At 37.6% G+C, this 19645-nt stretch carries 23 protein-coding genes and 1 riboswitch; of the genes, 5 read left to right on the top strand and 18 right to left on the bottom strand.

Features of this window, described 5'->3' with window-relative positions; translation table 11 throughout:
* The first annotated feature begins 21 nt into the window (after positions 1–21).
* The 4 genes from M3210_RS03380 to M3210_RS03365 all read left to right on the top strand — a co-directional run bounded on the left by M3210_RS03380 (position 22) and on the right by M3210_RS03365 (position 2634).
* Entirely contained in the window at positions 22–777 is a 756-nt protein-coding gene (locus M3210_RS03380; RefSeq protein WP_251511464.1) for a metal ABC transporter ATP-binding protein, read from the top strand.
* A 14-nt stretch (positions 778–791) separates the two neighbouring features.
* Positions 792–1640, top strand: coding sequence for a metal ABC transporter permease (locus M3210_RS03375; RefSeq protein WP_251511460.1), 849 nt, complete (start codon positions 792–794; stop codon positions 1638–1640).
* Positions 1640–2044, top strand: a complete 405-nt coding sequence (locus tag M3210_RS03370; protein WP_251511458.1) for a Fur family transcriptional regulator — start codon at positions 1640–1642, stop codon at positions 2042–2044. Before M3210_RS03375 ends, M3210_RS03370 begins: the two co-directional genes overlap by 1 nt.
* Before the next feature lie 143 nt (positions 2045–2187).
* The gene (locus M3210_RS03365) at positions 2188–2634 is read left to right on the top strand and encodes an SH3 domain-containing protein (RefSeq protein ID WP_251511455.1); all 447 of its coding nucleotides are present in this window, start codon (positions 2188–2190) and stop codon (positions 2632–2634) included.
* 31 nt (positions 2635–2665) lie between these two features.
* Here M3210_RS03365 and M3210_RS03360 read toward each other — a convergent pair whose 3' ends face one another.
* From M3210_RS03360 to M3210_RS03295, 14 genes are all read right to left on the bottom strand, one after another.
* A complete protein-coding gene (locus M3210_RS03360; protein ID WP_251511452.1) occupies positions 2666–3469 on the bottom strand; it encodes a VLRF1 family aeRF1-type release factor in 804 nt (267 codons plus the stop codon).
* Between the two features lie 146 nt (positions 3470–3615).
* Positions 3616–3930, bottom strand: a complete 315-nt coding sequence (locus M3210_RS03355) for a DMT family transporter (protein WP_251511434.1) — start codon at positions 3928–3930, stop codon at positions 3616–3618.
* Entirely contained in the window at positions 3930–4271 is a 342-nt protein-coding gene (locus tag M3210_RS03350; protein WP_251511432.1) for a DMT family transporter, read from the bottom strand. Before M3210_RS03350 ends, M3210_RS03355 begins: the two co-directional genes overlap by 1 nt.
* Before the next feature lie 64 nt (positions 4272–4335).
* Positions 4336–4432, bottom strand: a riboswitch (guanidine-I (ykkC/yxkD leader).
* A gap of 217 nt (positions 4433–4649) precedes the next feature.
* The gene (locus M3210_RS03345; RefSeq protein WP_379597248.1) at positions 4650–5933 is read right to left on the bottom strand and encodes a hemolysin family protein; all 1284 of its coding nucleotides are present in this window, start codon (positions 5931–5933) and stop codon (positions 4650–4652) included.
* Between the two features lie 337 nt (positions 5934–6270).
* Positions 6271–7536: a C40 family peptidase gene (locus M3210_RS03340; protein WP_251511427.1), complete on the bottom strand. Its 1266-nt coding sequence runs from the start codon at positions 7534–7536 to the stop codon at positions 6271–6273.
* A 313-nt stretch (positions 7537–7849) separates the two neighbouring features.
* Positions 7850–8479 carry a response regulator gene (locus tag M3210_RS03335; protein ID WP_251511425.1) on the bottom strand — a complete coding sequence of 210 codons (630 nt, stop codon included), beginning with the start codon at positions 8477–8479 and terminating at the stop codon, positions 7850–7852.
* Positions 8472–9521 (bottom strand): sensor histidine kinase, encoded by a 1050-nt coding sequence (locus M3210_RS03330; RefSeq protein ID WP_251511424.1) that lies wholly within the window; start codon positions 9519–9521, stop codon positions 8472–8474. Before M3210_RS03330 ends, M3210_RS03335 begins: the two co-directional genes overlap by 8 nt.
* Positions 9518–10243, bottom strand: coding sequence for a cell wall-active antibiotics response protein LiaF (gene liaF, locus M3210_RS03325; RefSeq protein ID WP_251511420.1), 726 nt, complete (start codon positions 10241–10243; stop codon positions 9518–9520). The genes M3210_RS03330 and liaF overlap by 4 nt, the downstream gene beginning before the upstream one ends.
* A gap of 69 nt (positions 10244–10312) precedes the next feature.
* Positions 10313–10951, bottom strand: coding sequence for a PspA/IM30 family protein (locus M3210_RS03320; RefSeq protein WP_251511417.1), 639 nt, complete (start codon positions 10949–10951; stop codon positions 10313–10315).
* Between the two features lie 16 nt (positions 10952–10967).
* A complete protein-coding gene (locus M3210_RS03315) occupies positions 10968–11312 on the bottom strand; it encodes a lmo0954 family membrane protein (protein ID WP_251511414.1) in 345 nt (114 codons plus the stop codon).
* Between the two features lie 159 nt (positions 11313–11471).
* Positions 11472–12083 carry a DedA family protein gene (locus tag M3210_RS03310; protein WP_251511410.1) on the bottom strand — a complete coding sequence of 204 codons (612 nt, stop codon included), beginning with the start codon at positions 12081–12083 and terminating at the stop codon, positions 11472–11474.
* A 105-nt stretch (positions 12084–12188) separates the two neighbouring features.
* The gene (locus M3210_RS03305) at positions 12189–13184 is read right to left on the bottom strand and encodes an LLM class flavin-dependent oxidoreductase (RefSeq protein WP_251511407.1); all 996 of its coding nucleotides are present in this window, start codon (positions 13182–13184) and stop codon (positions 12189–12191) included.
* Between the two features lie 65 nt (positions 13185–13249).
* On the bottom strand, positions 13250–14269 hold the full coding sequence (locus M3210_RS03300) for a M42 family metallopeptidase (protein ID WP_379597224.1): 1020 nt from the start codon (positions 14267–14269) through the stop codon (positions 13250–13252).
* An 89-nt stretch (positions 14270–14358) separates the two neighbouring features.
* Complete coding sequence (locus M3210_RS03295) at positions 14359–14943, bottom strand: DUF1836 domain-containing protein (protein WP_251511401.1); 585 nt, start codon at positions 14941–14943, stop codon at positions 14359–14361.
* 141 nt (positions 14944–15084) lie between these two features.
* Between M3210_RS03295 and trhA the strand changes: the two genes are divergently transcribed.
* Positions 15085–15732, top strand: coding sequence for a PAQR family membrane homeostasis protein TrhA (gene trhA / locus M3210_RS03290; RefSeq protein ID WP_251511397.1), 648 nt, complete (start codon positions 15085–15087; stop codon positions 15730–15732).
* 62 nt (positions 15733–15794) lie between these two features.
* Here the strand turns inward: trhA and M3210_RS03285 are convergent, their stop codons facing one another.
* The 4 genes from M3210_RS03285 to spxA form a co-directional block, all read right to left on the bottom strand.
* Positions 15795–18029 carry a carboxypeptidase-like regulatory domain-containing protein gene (locus M3210_RS03285; protein ID WP_251511379.1) on the bottom strand — a complete coding sequence of 745 codons (2235 nt, stop codon included), beginning with the start codon at positions 18027–18029 and terminating at the stop codon, positions 15795–15797.
* On the bottom strand, positions 18013–18330 hold the full coding sequence (locus tag M3210_RS03280; RefSeq protein ID WP_251511376.1) for a hypothetical protein: 318 nt from the start codon (positions 18328–18330) through the stop codon (positions 18013–18015). Before M3210_RS03280 ends, M3210_RS03285 begins: the two co-directional genes overlap by 17 nt.
* Positions 18296–18790, bottom strand: a complete 495-nt coding sequence (locus M3210_RS03275) for a sigma-70 family RNA polymerase sigma factor (RefSeq protein WP_251511371.1) — start codon at positions 18788–18790, stop codon at positions 18296–18298. The genes M3210_RS03280 and M3210_RS03275 overlap by 35 nt, the downstream gene beginning before the upstream one ends.
* A 245-nt stretch (positions 18791–19035) precedes the next feature.
* Positions 19036–19431, bottom strand: a complete 396-nt coding sequence (gene spxA, locus M3210_RS03270) for a transcriptional regulator SpxA (RefSeq protein WP_251511368.1) — start codon at positions 19429–19431, stop codon at positions 19036–19038.
* Positions 19432–19645: the final 214 nt, after the last annotated feature.

The following is a 19645-nucleotide window of genomic DNA, read 5'->3' as shown; positions in this document are numbered from 1 at the left end:
TTATATGAAGGGAGTGTTTCTATGAGTGAACCAATTGTAACAATGAACAACATAAACTTTACCTATGAAAATAAACCTATTCTTAAAAAAGTTAATTTTGAAATACCAAAAGGAAAGTTTATGGGACTTGTTGGACCAAACGGCGGTGGAAAAACCACATTAATTAAATTGATACTAGGCTTGTTGAAACCAGATGAAGGAGAAATTAAATTATTTAATACTCCTATTGAGAAGTTTCAACATCGTGAAAAAATCGGATTCGTTTCACAAAAAGCAAATAGCTTTAACGCAGGTTTTCCGGCAACGGTATTTGAAGTGGTATCCACTGGGCTCACAGCTAAGCTTGGGTACTTTAAATTTATGAAAAAGTCACATAGAGAACAGGTATTGGCGGCCATAGAAATGGTTGATATGCTTGATTATGCCTTTGAAAATATCGGCAACCTATCAGGTGGCCAACAACAGCGTGTTTTCATTGCAAGAGCATTAGTTAATGAACCAGAATTAATGATTCTTGACGAACCTACCGTCGGAGTGGACCAAGGAAATGTGAAACGTTTTTATGAGCTGCTAGATAAACTTAATAAGGAGCAGCAAATCACGATGCTACTAGTCACCCACGACACCGGGATTATGACTGAATATGCGACAGATATTGTCTGCTTGAATAGAACCTTGCATTTCCATGGAAACCCCGAAGAATATTCCTCCCTATCGGATGAGGACTTATCTTTATTTTATGGGCATCCGGTAACAACAATTGCCCATGAAGCGTAAGGGGGAAAGACAATATGATCGCAGACTTTATACAATATGATTTTTTACGCTATACATTTTTAACTGGAATTTTGATTGGAATAATCGCCCCTTTGCTGGGTACTTTTATTGTTGTAAGACGATTATCACTGATCGCTGATTCATTATCCCACGTAACACTGGCCGGGATTGCATTTGGTCTCATGATGGAAAAATTGCTTCTCATTACATTTTCACCTTTGTATAGCGGGATGGCTTTTTCTGTTATTGGATCTATAGGTATTGAAAAACTACGTTCCGTTTATAAAAATTATCAAGAATTGGCGATTCCAATCATATTATCTACTGGAGTAGGATTGAGTGTTATTTTCATTTCGGTGGCTAATGGGTTTAACACCGATTTATTCGGTTATTTGTTTGGCTCTGTTTCTGCAGTGAGTCAAAATGATTTTCTACTGATTTTCTCTATTTTTATCATTGTTGTAGGTATTATTACTATTTTTTATAAAGAGCTATTCACCCTTTCCTTTGATGAAGAGCATGCAACAATTTCCGGTATTCATACGAAACGGATACATCTATTATTTATTGTACTCACATCGCTTGTAATTGCAGCTTCCATTCGGATCGTCGGAGTACTGCTTGTGTCGGCTTTGATGACCTTACCAGTGGCTGCTGCTATGCGAATTTCAAAAGGGTTTAAGCAAATGATGCTACTCTCTATCCTATTCGGTGAAATTTCTGTTATCATTGGTATTGTATCAGGATATTATTTGAGCATTCCACCTGGTGGAACAATTGTCATGATTGCCGTTACGATTTTATTATTGTCCATTGGTTATAAACGGAGTCGTAAGTCAACAAATGAAATGAGGGAAGCCTAATGGATGTTAAGCAAGCTATAGAAATACTAACCAAAAAAGGATACAAGACAACAGGACGCAGAAAAGACATTTTAGCATTTTTTGAACAAGCGGATGGTTACCGCACAGCAAAAGACCTTTTGCAATTTATGGAAGAAAAATATGAAGGCATTAGTCCCGATACGGTTTATCGTAACCTACATTTATATGCAGAAATGAAAATTCTGGAAAACACGGAGTTAAATGGAGAAAAACATTTTCGGATGAAATGCACAACCCACCATCATCATCATTTTATATGCAGTTCCTGTGGCAAAACAAAAGAGATAAATGTATGTCCTATGGAAGAAGTGGAGAATAAACTTCCCGATTATCGAATTGAAGATCATAAATTTGAAATCTATGGGCTCTGTCCAAGTTGTTAATCAGTTCAAATATAAAGAAGACGTTTAGAGGTACCGACTAGAAAGTCAGTACCTCATTTTTTTGTCGCGTATTCGACAATGAAAGACATTTACTGCGAATTCATGTATACTACTACTAGATATCATAGTTTAGGAGCTTTAAAATGAAAAAACGTCAAACCTTTTTTGCAATTTTACTTACTATTCTTTCTCTCGCATTTATAGCTTTCGTAGTGATTATGCAACAAAATTTCAACAACCCCGAGTTCACTGATATACCAACAGCAGAAACGAACGCAAGTGATAATGACGGAGATAACGACGAGGAAACCGACTCAGTGGCCGGAGCAGCAGGTTCTGTACTTAATGAAAATGACGATACGGAGGAAGCTGAAGAAGATTCAACAGATGCTGAGATCACCCTTTCCACGAGGACTGTGGTCGCAGAAACGCTGAATGCTAGAACCGGTCCTGGAATTGATTATGAAATTGCCGGCCTCCTAGTCCAGGGACAAGAAGTTCAAGTAGAAGATAACGGTGATAAGTGGGTAAAAGTGATTACGGACGAATTTGAAGGTTATGTAAATGAAGAGTATTTATCAGAAGAATGAAGGAAGGTCGAATCGACCTTCCTTCTTATTATTAAGCAAGCACTTCTTCAAGCACTTTTGTTTCCTCATGATCTAACATATTCTTCTGCAATACAGCATCAATCTGCTTGTTCATTGATTTCTCCAATTCTTTTGTGCTGTCCGCCTCACCTATCAAATAGATTCGCTCCCACTGATAATCCTTCGCCAGCTTATCCAACCTAGGAGCTATTTTCTTATACCAACGCTGTTGGTTTGCTGCGAAACGGGATGCAAAGTTATCCTTCTGCATATTAGGTCCACCCGCACCAGTTGTATGAACACGTCGCGTACCTTGTACCTTCCAATCTTCAGTATCCACATCCAATTCAAATACTTTTGTATCTTTAATTCTGTTTGTTTCCGAATCTATCACCTTAACCTGATTTTGCTGAACAAGTATAACACCAATCTTCGGATACCTTTCCCTTAACTCAACAAGCTGATGGATTTCCGGAGTCTCTTGCCAATAAAATTCATCTTTCAAACGCATTTGTACGCACTTAGCAAACCAAACGTCATCATCTGCACTAGCGAAAACAATGACACCTTTTTGGAAACTTTGTTCATGTTCTTTAATGAAATTCGTAACCTTCTTTTTAACTTTTTGAAAGTTAGCCAGTTCCTCTTTATTGCTATCCTGCTTTAAGTATTTTTCGAAATTACGCATACCATTTTTGAAATGAATTTTCCACTCTCCACCCTGCTGCTCCTTATCGGAACGATCTGTATTGAGATACATTGTAAACACCTTGTCGGCCCCGTCTTTGTGCACATTTCGAAGCCAGGCAATCGTTTCCGAAATGGTGAAACTCATTCAACCGCCTCCTATTGAAAAGGTAATTTGGTTCTCCTAGTATTTACCCTTAATATGGTGTGATTAAACATATGATGTAATTAGTTAATTTAGTCCTAGAGAAAGCTAATTTTCAAGCTAGACAAGAATCTATCTGCCTTTGCAGACTAGGAAACGAGTTTCAGACCGATGGTAGCACATAATATCATGCCTATAAAGACCATTCTTCTCCAATCTTTTGACTCACCATAAAAAATCATGCCTAAAATCGCTCCCCCAGTTGCACCAATTCCCGTCCAGATGGCATAAGCGGTACCCATTGGAAGAGTTTCCATGGAGTAGCCAAGCAATATAAAACTTATACTAAATGAAGTAATCAAGTAAAAGAAAGATTGCCACGTACGGTCTTTATGCAGTTTGTTTATCATTAATACTCCCAACATTTCAAACAAACCAGCACAAACTAAAGCTAACCAAGCCATTATGACTCATCCCCTTCCTCAATATCGTTTGGTGTGACCAATTTCAAACCGATAACACCCGACAACAAAATAATAATCAAAATAATCTTCACGACTTCAAATGGCTCATTAAAAAATACAATCTCCGAAAATACCGTACCCGCTGTACCCAACCCTACAAAAATGGCATACACCGTTCCGACCGGCAATTTTCGCCCAGCCATTATCATTAGATAAAAGCTGATGAAAATAGCAACAGCTGTACCAGCCCATGTCCAAAAATCAGATGCGTATTTTAAACCAATCACCCAAAACACCTCAAAAAAAGCTGCAATAAAAACTTTCATCCAATCTTTAGTCATTGAAGCACCTCCAATTTTCTATAATCCCGACATAAAAAAGCCTAGGAGAAACTGTAAAAACAGTATCTCCTAGGCTTTTATCCGTCCGTGTCACAGCAATGCTGTGGGTTTTCCCTTGGACCAGGCCAACGTAAAATTGCGGAACCCTAGAAAACCTTTTACTATGCAATTAAGTTCTATTATATAGAACGTACTTACAATTTTCAATGGATAGTCAAGAGACTGATCATTAAGACAGAAAGAACTTAACATCGTCATTTTATCTACCAATGACTTCCACTCCATCACCAAGGTCTCTTAACCCATATGAATTGCCCGTTGCGTTCAGGTGGTTTTCCTATTAAAAGGACGAGCAATCTGCTCGTCCAGTATATATTATTATGGTTTTATTATTTTCACTTTCTTAATTTGATACCCATCCATTTCTTCAATGACGAAGCGGTGTTCTTCATAATCAATGACGACACCTTCCTGAGCATCAAGGTTCGATGTAAACATCCAACCACCTATTGTATCTACTTCATCATCATCCAATTCAATTCCCAGAATTTGATTCAAATCTTCCAGATGAAGCTTACCAGAAACAATCAATATCTTATCATTTACTTCCTGTACATCAGGTATTTCATCCTCATCAAACTCATCTCGGATATCTCCAACAATTTCTTCCAGTATATCTTCTACAGTGATTAATCCTGCTGTACCACCATATTCATCATTTACAATCGCCATATGAATACGTTCTTTTTGCATTTTAAGAAGAACTTGTTTAATCGGCGTCGCTTCCGATACGTGAAGAATTGGCCGGATAAACTGTTCAATGGAAACATTTTTGTCCTGAAGATGGCCTGTAAAGATTTCTTTTAAGTTAACTAAACCAATAATATTATCCTTATCTTCATCAGCTACAGGGTATCTTGTAAATTGACCGTCCAAGATTACATTAAGATTATCTTCAAAAGTATCATTTTTTAAGAAATATACCATTTCTGTTCGTGGTATCATGATTTCCCTTGCTACTCGCTCATCAAAATCAAAAATGTTGTTGACATACATCATTTCTGCTTGATTAATCTCACCACTTTTATAGCTGTCAGCTAATATTAAGCGAAGTTCCTCTTCGGTATGTGTTTCTTCGTGGCTGCTCATCGGTTTAAACCCTAATGCTTTTACAATTAAACGTGCAGTACCATTCAATAACCAAATGAACGGATAGAGCAGTCGGTAAAACCAAATAAGTGGTCTGGAAACTAATAGTGTAACTTCTTCTGCTTTTTGAATCGCAATTGTTTTCGGTGCTAATTCCCCGATGACAACGTGCAAGAAGGTTGCAAAAAGAAAAGAGATTACGATGGAGAGTGTCGTAACCATTGCATCACCAATATTAAAATAGGCGAGCACTGGATGTAACATTTTCTCGAATGTTGGTTCTGCCAGACGTCCGATTCCTAATGCAGTAAGTGTGATTCCTAGCTGACATGCTGATAAATATTCATCTAAGTGAGTAACTACTTTTTTTCCAGCAACTGCTGATCTTTTACCCTCTTCGATATGTGGTTCAAGTTGCGTGCTCCTGATTTTAACTATAGCAAATTCCGCTGCTACGAAAAATGCTGTCAGTCCAATCAGTGCTGCAACCGCAAGTAAGTTAAATATGGGCAATACGTCCAATTAATGTTCCTATTGCGGGGCAATAGGAACTTCACCTCCTAATTTTAAGCTATTCAAATATATATTCCGTACATTTGTTGATGTCCAATCACTGACGGTAAAACCATCTTGATTGAACAATAAATTCATTACAATTTTAAGTTTTACCTTCCCATTAAAATCACCCACTTATCTTGTAATTATTATAATATATCAGTGGAATTGAGTCTATATTGAAGAACTACTATTTTATAAAATATTAGATTAGATCGTTAACCAAAAACATCATTTATAAAAACAAAAAAATCCATCCAATCAAGGATGGATTTTGTCGTTTTATAAAGGATAATTATCTTACACTACGTACGTGACCAGCAAATTTATCAGCCCAGTATCCAGATGACATGTCTGCAACTGCTAAACCAGTTGAGTTTTGTGCACCGATAAACTTACCGCCACCAAGATAAATACCTACATGACCGTTCGTTTTATAAGTGTTGAAGAACACAATATCTCCCGGTTGCATATCACTAGCAGATACTTTCGTACCAGTTGATGCTAAAGCTGAGGTACTTGATGGAATTGAAATTCCGCCTTGTGCAAATGCCCAAGATACAAAACCAGAACAATCAAATCCGCCTGGTGATTTACCTCCCCACACGTAAGGAGTTCCTAAGTGGTCGAAACCAGCATTTATTGCAGTTTGTACACCACCAGTTGCTGCTGGTCTAGAAGATGAATCGGAAGATTTAGATTTAGACTCTGTTTTTGCAACAGTAGTCAATTTATCGCCTTTATTTGAAGCATCTGTACTTGAGCTTGCAACTTTCACATCAGCTGCCGGCTGAGTCAATACGTCGATATTTTGTCTTACTTCTCTTTCTAATGAAGCAAGTTCACTGTCTTTCATCTCTAAGTCACTTACTTTTGCAACAAGAGTTTCCTCTTTTTGTTTCAATTCAGCTTTCTTTTCTTCATTTTGCTTTTGCTGATCTTTAATAAGCTGTTGCATTCCTTCAAGTTCAACTCTTAATTCTTTCAATTCATCGAGCTTAACAAGAACTTCATCTTGTTTCTCTTCAACTTTTATTTTATCTTTTTCGATTTCCTCCATCAAATTAGCATCAGATTCAGTAATCTTATTGATTGCACTGACGCGGCTAATGAAGTCCATAAAGCTTTGGGATCCGAAAAGTACTTCTATGTATGAAACGTTACCACCATTTTTTTGGTAAGAAACAGCACGTTCTTTCAATATTTCAAAACGTTTCTCAATCATTTCCTCAAGTTCTTTGATTTCTTTTTCGAGCTTTTCTATTTTATTCTCAGTTTTTGTTATGGATTTTTCATTTTTCTCCATTGTTTCTTTATTTTCAGCAAGCGCTTTGTTTACTTTATCAATTTCGTCATTTAATTTTTCCAAATCAATCAACAAATCAGCTATTTCAGCTTCAGCATCGGATAAATTCGCTTTGATATCTTGTCTTTCTTCTTTGATTTGAGTTTGTTTACTTTTCAATTCATCTAAAGTTTCAGCTGCTGCCGGCATAGTGAAAAACACACTGCCAAAACCTACAACGGTAACTGTAGCGAGAGTTACAAATGATTTTTTCAACTTAATTGCTCCCCATTTCCTACACTACTAATGCTTTTTCTCTATGTATGATTGCCAGGTTGTTACATGCAAGTTCGTGGATAATATTTTATGTATGATATTGTTAGTTCAAAGGTAGTATAGCACCGTTAAATTTCAGCCGTGTTATCGTTATATTACAATTATATTTCAATTAATGACAAAATGTTTCTTTATAAACGAAAAAACATGAAGTTTTCCTTGGAAATACTACATGTTTAGACGTTACATTTTCAACTGTAAGTGAAATCAATTTAAGTTTTGAATATTTTTAGTTCTTTTGATACAGTAAAAGTTAAACTAAATCGTGTTGAAATGCATAGATAACAGCTTGGGTCCGATCTTGGACTTCCAACTTAGCGAGAATGTTACTAACGTGTACTTTCACTGTTTTTAACGCAATGAACAATTCATCTGCTATCTCTTGATTCGTTTTTCCAGCAGCAAGCAGAAGAAGTACTTCTTTTTCCCTCTCGGTCAATTGTTCATGAAGCTTTTCTTCCTTTGGTTTTCTCATGCGATTCATCAACTTACCTGTCACTTCCGGTTCTAAAACCGTTTGCCCGTCATAAGTCGCACGAATGGCTTCTGCAATTTCATCTGCCTTGGATGTTTTCAATAAATAGCTTGTTGCACCTGCTTCCAACGCCGGGTATACCTTCTCATCATCAAGAAAGCTCGTAACAATGATGATTTTAGCCTCTGGCCACTCTTTCAGAATACGCTTAGTCGCTTCAATACCGTCCATTTTCTTCATAACCAAATCCATTAATATAATATTAGGCTTAAGTTCGAGCGCCAATTTGACTGCTGGTTCCCCATCATCAGCTTCTGCGATGACTTCAATATCCGGTTGTGCTGATAAATAAGAAGCAACACCAATACGAACCATTTCATGATCATCAGCAAATAGAACTCTAATCATTTACTTTCCTACCTTTCGTTTCAGTTGGTATCGGGACTTTTACTTCAAGTTTTGTACCTTGATTCGGCAGACTGACAACTTTGAATGTACCACCTATCTCATAAGCACGTTCACGCATATTCTGCATTCCGTAGGATCCTGTCTTCATTCTTTCCATATCAAAACCAATACCATCATCTGAAATGCGCAATATCACCGTGTCTTCTCTTTTGATCAGTAATACATGAAAGCTTGTTGCCATGGCATGACGTAGTGTATTTGACATTGCTTCTTGCATGATACGGAATAGTTGATCCTCAATCCCTTTATCTACTGATAATTCTTCTACGGTCCAAGTAATATCCATGGAGACTTTTTGTTTCATTTCACGAAGAAGTTCTTCTATTCCTTCAACAAGTGATTTACCTTTTAATGCAACAGGACGCAGATGTAATAATAAAGCCCTCATCTCCAGTTGGGACTGTTGAAGCATTTTTTCAACAAGCTGCATTTTTTTCTTTATCTCATGGTCTCCAGGTAAATCATGCAGATTTATTGCAGCCATCATCATGGATGCCGCAAAAAGTTGCTGGCTGACGGAATCATGAAGCTCACGAGCCAATCGATTCCTTTCTTGCACAACAATTTCCTGGAGACTTTTTTCCCTTTCTTCTGCCCGTTCTGTTGCAATCTTTTGTGCGAATTCTGTTTGTTGATCGATACGTGTTTGTATTAGTTCTAGGCGTTTTTCAATACTTTTCAATTCATGATATGGTTCCTTTTCATCATCAATCCTTTGACCTTTACTAAGCTTATCAAGTTTGCGTTCGATTCGATAAAGTCTTTGCTTCCAATACCAGCCTGTGGAGATTCCAAATATCGTCCCACCAGCCAACACAAATCCTAATAACCAGATAATAAATGCTACATTGCCAATTTCCTTCTCCCATAAAACAGCATATGATTCAGGAGGAAATAGATGAAATACAAGAGTCAATATAGCTATAGTAAGCAAAAAACTAAACAATATTCCAGATAAAATATGACGAATCACCGTACTCATATACGTTTCACCTCAATATCCCCAGAAAATAAAGAGGTGATGATTTTAACCCTTGTTGCTGCTGTATCATATTGTGCTGTTTGATAAAATATAGATTTATTGAATATTTTCTCATGGTTTTCATGAAAAACTCTCACATTTCCAAACACCGTACTATGATGGAAGCTAATCTCCACTTCATACGGTACTAGGATTTCAATATTGCCAAGTCCATGGCGAATGGAAATGACTGCTGTATCATTAGGGATCACCGTATTGCTTAAATCAATCATCCGATCCCCCATCAGCCCATGGATATTCACATCGCGCCACTGGTAAGGTGTTTCCTCTGTAAACTGATCATCAAAGAAAGTATGGTCGAATAAAGGCTCCATTCTACTGAGTGGTTCATGGTTAGAAGTACCAGGGAGCACCGGGGCAATTTTTACTGCTTTCTTCGTCGACTCGTAAAACTTCATTACAAAAATGACGATTGCTGCAAAGATGATAAATCTGACAGCCATAAGACTCAAAATGGAAAAGATCATACTAATTAAAGAAATCCAGAAAACTATCTTCCCCCAGAGTTGGTTAAAGCTTTTCCAACCGACGTAGACGAAAAATCCAGATATAATCGTAGGGATGATTGCTCCTCCAAAAGAAAACACAAACTCAATCAAAAGAAGGATGACACCAATGATTAATATCCAGTTATAATTTTTTGTAGTAAAATGTTTAAACATTGCTGGCCTCCTTCTTTTCTTAATAATTCAAGGCGCAGATGGAATCTACGCCTTATTAGTATATCACGTTTATTTGGTGTTTTCTTTTTCTAGCAATTCCTTTTCAAGCTTAGCAATTTTACTGTCGAATGTGCTTTTATAGTATGCACTGTTCACTTGATATTCAAGGTTCTCAATATATTGTTCCAGTTCAGCAAATTTTGCAAAAGGTTTGTCTGATACATCTTCAATCACTTGATTGATCCGTTGATTAGCCCGTGCGATATTTTCCCGGCCCATTAATTCCATACGACGCATATGCATATCCTTTAATCGATGCTTCATTTCTTCATACTTTTGCTCCAATGAAATCAGTTGCTCAATTGCTTCTTCACGACTGACTTTTAAGCGGTTTGCACGACTTTGGTACTCCTCATGTTCTTTCATCGCAAACTCGTGCATTGAAGTTTCCCCTGCTTTTTCAGCTATTTCCGCTTGTTTTAAGCGTTTATCCGCCAAATCTTGCGCTTTTAGATATTCACTTGAAAACTCATCTTTCAGTTTATATTGACGTTCAATTAGTTTTCTTACCTTTTCCTTCTCCTGCTCGCTCTGACGCAAATAGTGATTTAATGCTGCAATCGGGTTTTTCTCTTCCTTTTTATCCATTAGATGATGTAAATCTGAAGAAATACTGTCCATCATTCTCGTGAAAATATTTGTTGTCATATTTTATTCTCTCCTTTTATCGATTTAATTCAGCCCACTCATTCTCGAAATTGGTAAATGGGTCGTAATCCTTATTCGTGTAAATCTCCGGCTCTTCTTTCCAGCTCTTCCAAATTAAATACAGTGTGTAAATCGCCACAACACCTATCAATGCATAGATATTGGCCAGACTGATGCTTAAAATAAACAACCCAAGGATGATCCATCCTATTTTTGCGCCAGTCGAATCGGCCTGCATAAACTTTTTAAACACAATATAGAGGAGCCAAATACTTAAACCAAATATCACCATTGGTCCTAAATTCGCAAGTAACACGAAAAATGCGATTAATCCTCCAACAAAAAGTAGAAATTTCTTCATTGCATTGCCTCCTTTCTTGATCTTGACTTCATCTTATCGTGATTTTACATTCAAGATAATGAGCCACAGATATATTTTGCAGTAGGCCTAGAGGCGTATTTGAACTAAGACTGTTTGATATTGTAAGAGCAACAAAAATAGAATGGCACTTCTGCCATTCTATTTTTGTTTTCTTCGTTTTTTTATATACCAGTAAATGAATAGTACCAACCCAACAAACAACAAGACATAAACGATGGTTGAATATACATCCATAAAACTTAATATATCCTGCCAATTCTCCCCTAGTACAACTCCGATGGATACCAGGATAACGTTCCAGATTAACGTCCCTATCGTTGTCAGCAGTATAAATACCGTGAATTTCATGTTCGACATTCCGGCTGGAATCGAGATGAGACTGCGGATAAGCGGCACCATCCGGCAGAAAAACACCGTCCAATAACCGTATTTATCAAACCATGCATCCGCTTTATGAATATCTTCTCTTTTCAATCGAAGAATATGTCCATAACGATCGACTATTTTCTCCAATCGTTCCACATCAACCAGGAGGCCAATACTGTATAAAATCATTGCTCCAATAACTGAACCCAAGGTCGCTGCCGTAATGACGCCAACTACTGTGAGATTTGTATACGTAGTGAGAAATCCCCCAAATGGAAGGACAATTTCAGATGGTATAGGTGGAAATAGGTTCTCCAATGTCATCATGAGAAAAATCCCAAGATAGCCGAACTGTTCCATCACATCCGTAACCCAAGTTTGCATAATAACCTCCCTGATCATCCAGAGTAAAATGCTTTATTAATGATAAAGCCTGTCCTCTATTAAATATAGTTCATTACTGATGAATTATGTATTTGTGAATGTAAATTACGACTTTCTTAAATTAAATTCACGGGCAATCAGTTCATAAGAAGCCTTTCTTGCATCAGTATCATGAGTGATTGTTAGGACCATAAACTCATCAGTACCATATAATTCTCGTAATTCCTCTAGTGACTCGCGTACTTCTCTCGGGTTACCGATTATTTGCCGGTGATTGGACGTTCGAAGGGAATCAAGATCTTCATCACTAAAATTATATTCCAATACTTCTTTAACGGTGGGCACCTTACCGTTTCCTTCTCCTTTTGACTGCATCAACTTCCATACTTGATTACTCTTTGCCAACTCCATAGCCTCTTCCGTAGTCTCAGCACAAATCACATTAACAGTTACCATTACCTTTGGCTCTGCATTTCGGAAACGATCACGATATTCCTTCACAATGGATGGTCCATCTTCTCCACTCATAAAATCTCCGAACACATAAGGCAACCTTTTTTCTGATGCTAAAACCGCGCTCTTCATACTTGTACCAAGCAACCACGGAACTGGTTTCTCCTTTGGAACAGGTTGTGCCTTTACTTTATGGAAGATGTTGTCTTCAGGAAAATCTCCATTTAGAAAATGCAGCAACTCCTCCAATTTCTGCTCATACATTTTCACTTGCTCAAGAAAATTATCGACCAATGCTATAGAAGCTTCAGCTGAACCACCAGGTGCTCGGCCCAAGCCAAGATCAACCCTTCCAGGATATAATGTTGCCAATAAATGATAACGCTCTGCAATATTATATGGTTTATAGTTTGGCAGTAAAACTGCACCTGAGCCGATTCGAATCCGTTTTGTTTTATGTCCAATAATTCCAAGCAGAATATCGGGAGCTGGGCTCGCTAAACCATCGAAGTCATGATGTTCAGCAATCCAATAGCGATGGTAGCCCAGCTTATCTGCAAGTTCGGCTAACTCAATCGTGGCTTCTAGTGCATCTTGCGCTGATTTACCATTCGGAATGGGGACTTGATCCAAAATACTTAATTTCATGTAGAAACCTGCTTTCCTTTTGGAACATTGCTAATTCCAATCAAGCTATCTGTACAAGTATTTTTTCATAATTCCACTAGGCTTGATTGGATATAGTGATATAGTAATTCTTCCGTGTTTCGCAATGCATCTTCGTGGGTCCGTTCGTAAGCATGGGATGAATCGATTCCTGGTCCTATCAGACCATGGACAATATCATGTCCACTCCGGATTGCTGCTGATGCATCAGAGCCGTAATATGGATAGATATCTAGCTTATAGCCGATTTCATGTTTCTGAGCTAACTCCACCAATTTTTTCCTTAGTCCATAGTGATACGGGCCGCTCGCATCCTTGACACAAATGGAAACTGTATATTCATCTGTAGACTGGCCATCACCCATTGCCCCCATATCGACAGCTAAATACTCTACAGTTTCTGGAGTGATATTCGAATTCCCCCCATAACCTATCTCCTCATTATTTGAAATTAAAAAATGAGTGGTATAAGGAAGCTTGATATTTTCTGCTTTTATTCTTTTTATCAGCTGGATCAACATCGCAACACTTGCCTTATCATCCAAATGACGGGATTTAATAAAACCATTATCGGTAATTTCCACTCGAGGATCGAATGAAACAAAATCACCAACCTCTATACCGAGCTTTCGCACGTCTTCCGCATTTTCTACCCGTGCGTCAATTCTCACTTCCATATTCTCCTGACTGCGCTTTGCACTGCCTGCATCTTTATATACATGGACAGAGGTCTGATGAAGTAAAATTGTCCCAGTAACAATCTGGCCTGTGGAGGTTTCAATCTCACAGTATTCACCTTCGATGGAGTTATATGTGAAACCGCCAATTAAATCTAAACGTAAACGGCCATTACTCTTAATCTCTTTCACCATCGCCCCTAATGTATCAACATGTGCAGTGAGCATGCGGTGATCTTTATCATTCTCGCCTGGAATTGTTGCAATCAGTCCGCCTTTGCGGTTTCTTCTATTGCTTATACCTAGTTTATTTAATTCCGTTTCAATAAAAGAAATTACTTTTGTCGTATTACCCGATGGACTAGGGATGGAAACCAGTTCTTTAATCATATTTAGTGTTTCGTTTATTTTAGGGTATGCCGTCAATGTCATTCTCCCTCTCTAATTTTTTTCCTTTAGTTTATCATATGAAACACATGTTAGTCTTTTTTCAATTCCTTACTTTCCATTTCATCAACGAGAGCCTCTGCAACTCGGCAATAATAATTACTCATGTTTACAAATGAGAGAATAAGGAAAAATTTATTCCAGTAATCATCGTCTTCTTGTAACGCATCACTAGATTTTTTTACTTCATTGATTATCTCATTACTGTCATTGGAAAAGCGTTCCAAATTTTTTTCAGTTAGTTCTAAGAAGAACTCGTAAATTGGATTCAACTCAAATTCTTCCTTCATCATACGGTTATTGAGTGGGTCCAATGTTTGCTTGATATCACGAATAGATAGACTTGTTTTCATTTCATAGATCATATTAATGAGCATGACATGCTCTGGTGAATATTTTTTATTTTTTATCGGGAAGAATAATTTTCCTTTCGAGTAATTGTTGATCATCGTTTTTGTTAATATTTTTTCTTCCTCATTTCGCTTTGCTGCTGCGTACTTGTTCTCGAATAGTTGAATGACTTGGTCCATGTATAAATCAAGATTGGGTATATCATCCATCGTTAACTTTGAATCCAAATGCAAATTCTCCATCATTTCTTTTATATTATCTTCCATTATTCTTCTCCTCTTTACAAATAGCCAAGTATTATGCTATCAATTTTATAGTTGACGACTTATCGCGAACTATGATATAAATCATTATAACACGATGATATAGTTTTTAAAACTACATTATGTAGAGGAAGGGGTATATTAATGAATCAATATGTAAGGGAACCGATTAATAGCTTTACCCACTTAGCCGGAGCCATTTTTGCTCTAATCGGACTTATTGCGCTGATTGTTAAGGCAGTATCTGAGGGGCATTCCATGTTGGGACTTTTGGCAGTGATTATTTTTGGAGTCAGTATGATATTGCTTTACTCTGCTTCAGCAACTTATCATATGGTGATTGCAAAGGATAAAGTGATTTCTTGGTTACGAAGAATTGACCATTCCATGATATTTGTATTAATCGCTGGGACATACACCCCTTTTTGTTTAATTACGTTAAATAACACTTTAGGTTGGATATTATTCTGTGTAATTAATGGTCTTGCATTACTTGGTGTCATATTCAAATTAACTTGGTTTTCATCTCCTAGATGGTTGTCCACATCCATCTACCTGGTGATGGGCTGGCTCGTTATCTTTTTCACCGGTGAATTGGCACCTTCCCTTGGTACGGGCGGGATGGCTTACCTTATCCTCGGTGGGATTGCCTACACGGTTGGTGGAATCATTTATGGATTTAAACCGAAATTCCTCCAAATAAAAAATTGGGGTTTCCATGAGATTTTTCATATCTTTATTCTTTTCGGCAGTTTTTTTCATTTCATTTGTGTGTACTGGTATGTCTTGTAGTATCGCTCATTTTCATATAGTAAAGCAGCGTGTGGATTCATTTGCTTCACGCTGCTTTGTTATTAATTCATAACTTCTAATAAATTTATTAACTTCACGAAATTGTTCTTCGAAGTTTTTTGTTTCCAATTTTCCAGCTCAGCTTGCTCATCCGTAAAGTAGAGTTTCAGCCCTTGCTTCAGCATTTTCAGTGCCTCCTCATCCGCTTCCACGTCTTTCTTCACAGATTGAAGGAGGCTTGCCCAGTGTACGAAACCTTCCGAACCAGCAATGTGCTCATGGTAAGGATAGACATTTGCCAGCTCGATTACCTTTTCAAAATCAGCTCCAAGATAAATCTCTAAAGCTAACAAGTTACCTATATACCGATGGTCACCACCAGCTTCAATTGCTTCTTTGTGGAGTTCCGCTGCTTTTTTATATTCACCTTGAAACATTAAAGCATTTGCATGATAGCTTTTGACAAAAGGATCAATATCCCCTTCAGACGCTGCTTTATACTTTTCAAACCAGATTTGATAGTTTCTCCAATCTCTTTCTGTGTAATAGTGATCCAACACCCAGAATATATAGTTAGGATCACCTGTTAGTTCTATCAATTGTTTATAGTACGGAAGCTGAAGTTCCAATAATTTACTATAATCACCATCTGCTTGTATGCCAATGATTCTCGTAATCATCCGCAAGCTGTGTGTATCTTTTGGATTCACTTCAATATCTTCTTTGTATTGTCGAAGTGCTTCTTCCAGTTTGCCTTCAATAAGCCATTCATCAGCCTTTGTTAATTCTCTCTGCTGCAAATACAATATTGGGAGGTTGCCGATACTGTCTCCAGCTAGGCGGTAACCATCACTGCGAGTAATTAGATTGCCTTTTTCATCAAAAGCTTGAACGCTCCATGAATATACTCCATGAGAGTTTTCGAACCCTAAATAGTAGGCTGGATTAAAATATTCCCATTCTGTATCATCTACACCCATAATAGAACTTGACGCGAGATTATAAATGCTTTCTACAGGAATAGTGATGGTGCTTTCTCTCGCTTCCATGTCAAGTCCTAAACTGTAAGTAAGACCGTCATCAATAATGCTAAACTGGAGGGTATAATATGCAGCTCCAGACACAGGTTCCCAACTGAACTCAATTTCATCATCCTTTAGTACAGTTCCATTTACTGGTTCATAAACTTCCATCAGTGGGGCAAGCGTAATATCATAAGCGATTTCTCCACCATCTGCATAGATCCAATCATTTAAATCAACTGGCCAAGTATATCCATCAATTTGGTCGTAATGGAATCCTACGAATATTTGATAGCTCCCAGCTACAACATTTTGAAATTCAAAGTTGCCCGAGTCATCCGTCGTCACTTGATAAAATTCATCTGGGCCCACTGAACGATTAACCATGGATGACTCACGTAAAAATACACCCGCTTGAGCAATCGGTGTTCCATCTTTCCGGCTGATGTTTCCTGACACGGTGGTTAACTCTCCGGTGGAGCTATCTATTGTGTAGTTTAAACGCTCCAAATCTTCATATACTTTGCTATATTCAATTGAGTCTTCATTTCCTTCCGCGTCCCAAGCCTTTTCAAAATCTGTCATTCCTTCTTTTACTTTAGTGAGAGCTGCGTGATTCTCACCTTTGTGTAACAGAATCAACGCCTCGTATTTTACTTTTTCAGCCTGATAATAGAAATCTCCTCTATGGATATCAATTGTTTCAAGAAAGTTCTCCGCCTTGTCTGGATTGCCCGATTGAATATAAAGTTTGACAAAAGAAAGTTCCAATTCAGATATTAAATATGAATAATCAGGATGGTTCAATCGTTCTTTAGCAAGTTTATATATTCCCTCGGCCCTTGCTTCATCACCGTTCCTTACAGCTTCAGCAGCTAGTTGCACCGCAGCATTTATTAAAGGATAATCGACGGGCCCATTCTCTAAGTAATCATTGAGATATGGCTTCTTCTCTTCCCAACTGAATAACTGGGATTCCTCCTCGATGATACTTGTCGACATGGTCGGTCCGACGTAAATATCGTAATCTCCCAGCCATTCCCCACCTAACAAATGGTTTTGAATTAAGCTGTACTTTTGAGAAGGAAAGATATTACTTTCCAAGAGTTCAATTACTTGTTCCCTTGCTACTGTGATTCCGGTTGAGTGTTTGTATTTCACCAAACCCAGTTCTATTTGGGGAATCAGGAATATCATAGCCAAAGGAAAGATCAAGAATACAGTGAAGGCTATCATTACTAAATGTTTAACTTTCAGCTTAACGCTGCTCTTCATTCTTCATCCTCCCCTCGATATCTTCTTGCCAATATCTGTTGCCTCCTATGTTAATCAACTCATTCTGTTCATATTCCACGTTTATATCTTGAATGACGAAAATCCCATAACTGAAAAGGAGAATGACAAGAACTGAACTTACAGGGAGGATTGGTATCGTGACTTCCTTATTCCAAAGCTGACTCAGTTTTTCTTTCCTGGTTGGTTGTTTTATCTTATTCAGAACGTCAACGTGTTTGGTGAAGTGTAAGTCTTTCAACTCCTGGTCAAGATGTTTCTTGATTTGCGTTTTTTCTTCCATCCGTACCGTCCTCCTTTTCTATTAAACTTGCTTTCAGCATCTCCTTTGCTCGTTTCAAGCGTGATTTCACGGTATTTTCCTTCGTATTTGTCAGAGCTGAGATTTCAGCAATTTTCAATTCATTAAAGTAAAATAAAGTAATTACCTCTCGATACTTATAATCTAGTGCGTGAATAGCAGCTGTCAGATGATGATTCCATTCCAACTCCAGCAGTTCTGCTTCTGGACTTGTCGCAGCATCCTTGTCCCTCAAGCGTTCTACTGCTTCTAAGTTGGGTATGATATGTTTATAGTTCCACGTCCTCAACTGCTGACGGCAGTGATTGATCGTAATGGTAGTCAACCAGCTCTTGATAAGTGCGTCTTTCTCCAGTTGGTTTATTTTTTTGAAAGCTGTAATAAAAGCATCTTGTACGGCTTCTTCTGCCCGTTGATGGTCTTTTACCAACAGATAAGCCATTCAGAGCAAATAGTTCCCATAAAGATTCATCACTTCAACCAATGCTTCCTCTTCTTTTTTTCTTAACCTATCGACTAGGTTCACCACTTGCTCCCTCCCCCCCTACACTTAAGATGCTGGCAAACTATATAAAGTTGCATGTTTTCAAAAAATATTATCAGATTTAATTGTACAACAAAAAACGTGCTATTCTTCGTTTAGCCGAAAAATAGCACGTTAAAATATATATTGAAACCATTACATGATTAGTTGATAGCCTTTTGCATTTCCTGTAAATTGAACTCGCGAACAGAGCGAGGCAAGAAACTGCGGATTTCGTCTGCATTATATCCAACTTGCAGACGCTTGTCGTCCAACATGATGGGACGTTTTAAAATTCCAGGATTTTCTTCGATTAATGAAAGTAATTCCTGTAGGGATAACTTTTCTAAATCAGGTTTTAACTGTTGAAATGCTTTAGAACGAGTAGAAATTATTTCCTCCGTTCCGTTATCAGTCAGACGGAGTATTTCTTTGATTTCGTCTCTTTGTAGAGGTTCTGACATGATATTTCTTTCTCTGTAAGCAATATCATGTTCTTGAAACCACTTCCGAGCCTTTCTGCAGGAAGTACAACTAGGTGTAACATAAAGCGTAACCATTCATCTACCCCCATATATTATTGAAAATAAAAAAGTTAAATTCAAATATATTTAATTACATATATCATAACGCAAATAAGCAGTTTCGTCAAGTCGGATGAGTTAAGAAACCCTACTAATTCTGAGTTTGCTTCAAATCAAGGAATCATAATGAGATGATAATTGAAGGACCTAATATTTTACTCTGTACCAAAAATAAGAGCGAGCTTCCCGA

Source organism: Oceanobacillus luteolus (assembly GCF_023715655.1).
Lineage (GTDB): Bacteria > Bacillota > Bacilli > Bacillales > Amphibacillaceae > Oceanobacillus > Oceanobacillus luteolus.
Note: the sequence above shows the minus strand (reverse complement) of the source record. Positions and strands in the feature narration are given on the sequence as shown.

Bases quoted from the DNA above. Each gene is read 5' to 3' on its own strand.
- M3210_RS03320 (WP_251511417.1), bottom strand. From the start codon at position 10,951: ATGACAACAAATATTTTCACGAGAATGATGGACAGTATTTCTTCAGAT.
- M3210_RS03285 (WP_251511379.1), bottom strand. From the start codon at position 18,029: ATGAAGAGCAGCGTTAAGCTGAAAGTTAAACATTTAGTAATGATAGCC.
- M3210_RS03300 (WP_379597224.1), bottom strand. From the start codon at position 14,269: ATGATTAAAGAACTGGTTTCCATCCCTAGTCCATCGGGTAATACGACA.
- M3210_RS03275 (WP_251511371.1), bottom strand. From the start codon at position 18,790: ATGGCTTATCTGTTGGTAAAAGACCATCAACGGGCAGAAGAAGCCGTA.
- M3210_RS03355 (WP_251511434.1), bottom strand. From the start codon at position 3,930: ATGGCTTGGTTAGCTTTAGTTTGTGCTGGTTTGTTTGAAATGTTGGGA.
- M3210_RS03365 (WP_251511455.1), top strand. From the start codon at position 2,188: ATGAAAAAACGTCAAACCTTTTTTGCAATTTTACTTACTATTCTTTCT.
- M3210_RS03350 (WP_251511432.1), bottom strand. From the start codon at position 4,271: ATGACTAAAGATTGGATGAAAGTTTTTATTGCAGCTTTTTTTGAGGTG.
- M3210_RS03380 (WP_251511464.1), top strand. From the start codon at position 22: ATGAGTGAACCAATTGTAACAATGAACAACATAAACTTTACCTATGAA.
- M3210_RS03315 (WP_251511414.1), bottom strand. From the start codon at position 11,312: ATGAAGAAATTTCTACTTTTTGTTGGAGGATTAATCGCATTTTTCGTG.
- M3210_RS03360 (WP_251511452.1), bottom strand. From the start codon at position 3,469: ATGAGTTTCACCATTTCGGAAACGATTGCCTGGCTTCGAAATGTGCAC.
- M3210_RS03370 (WP_251511458.1), top strand. From the start codon at position 1,640: ATGGATGTTAAGCAAGCTATAGAAATACTAACCAAAAAAGGATACAAG.
- liaF (WP_251511420.1), bottom strand. From the start codon at position 10,243: ATGTTTAAACATTTTACTACAAAAAATTATAACTGGATATTAATCATT.
- M3210_RS03375 (WP_251511460.1), top strand. From the start codon at position 792: ATGATCGCAGACTTTATACAATATGATTTTTTACGCTATACATTTTTA.
- M3210_RS03335 (WP_251511425.1), bottom strand. From the start codon at position 8,479: ATGATTAGAGTTCTATTTGCTGATGATCATGAAATGGTTCGTATTGGT.
- spxA (WP_251511368.1), bottom strand. From the start codon at position 19,431: ATGGTTACGCTTTATGTTACACCTAGTTGTACTTCCTGCAGAAAGGCT.
- M3210_RS03305 (WP_251511407.1), bottom strand. From the start codon at position 13,184: ATGAAATTAAGTATTTTGGATCAAGTCCCCATTCCGAATGGTAAATCA.
- M3210_RS03280 (WP_251511376.1), bottom strand. From the start codon at position 18,330: ATGGAAGAAAAAACGCAAATCAAGAAACATCTTGACCAGGAGTTGAAA.
- M3210_RS03295 (WP_251511401.1), bottom strand. From the start codon at position 14,943: ATGGAAGATAATATAAAAGAAATGATGGAGAATTTGCATTTGGATTCA.
- trhA (WP_251511397.1), top strand. From the start codon at position 15,085: ATGAATCAATATGTAAGGGAACCGATTAATAGCTTTACCCACTTAGCC.
- M3210_RS03310 (WP_251511410.1), bottom strand. From the start codon at position 12,083: ATGCAAACTTGGGTTACGGATGTGATGGAACAGTTCGGCTATCTTGGG.
- M3210_RS03330 (WP_251511424.1), bottom strand. From the start codon at position 9,521: ATGAGTACGGTGATTCGTCATATTTTATCTGGAATATTGTTTAGTTTT.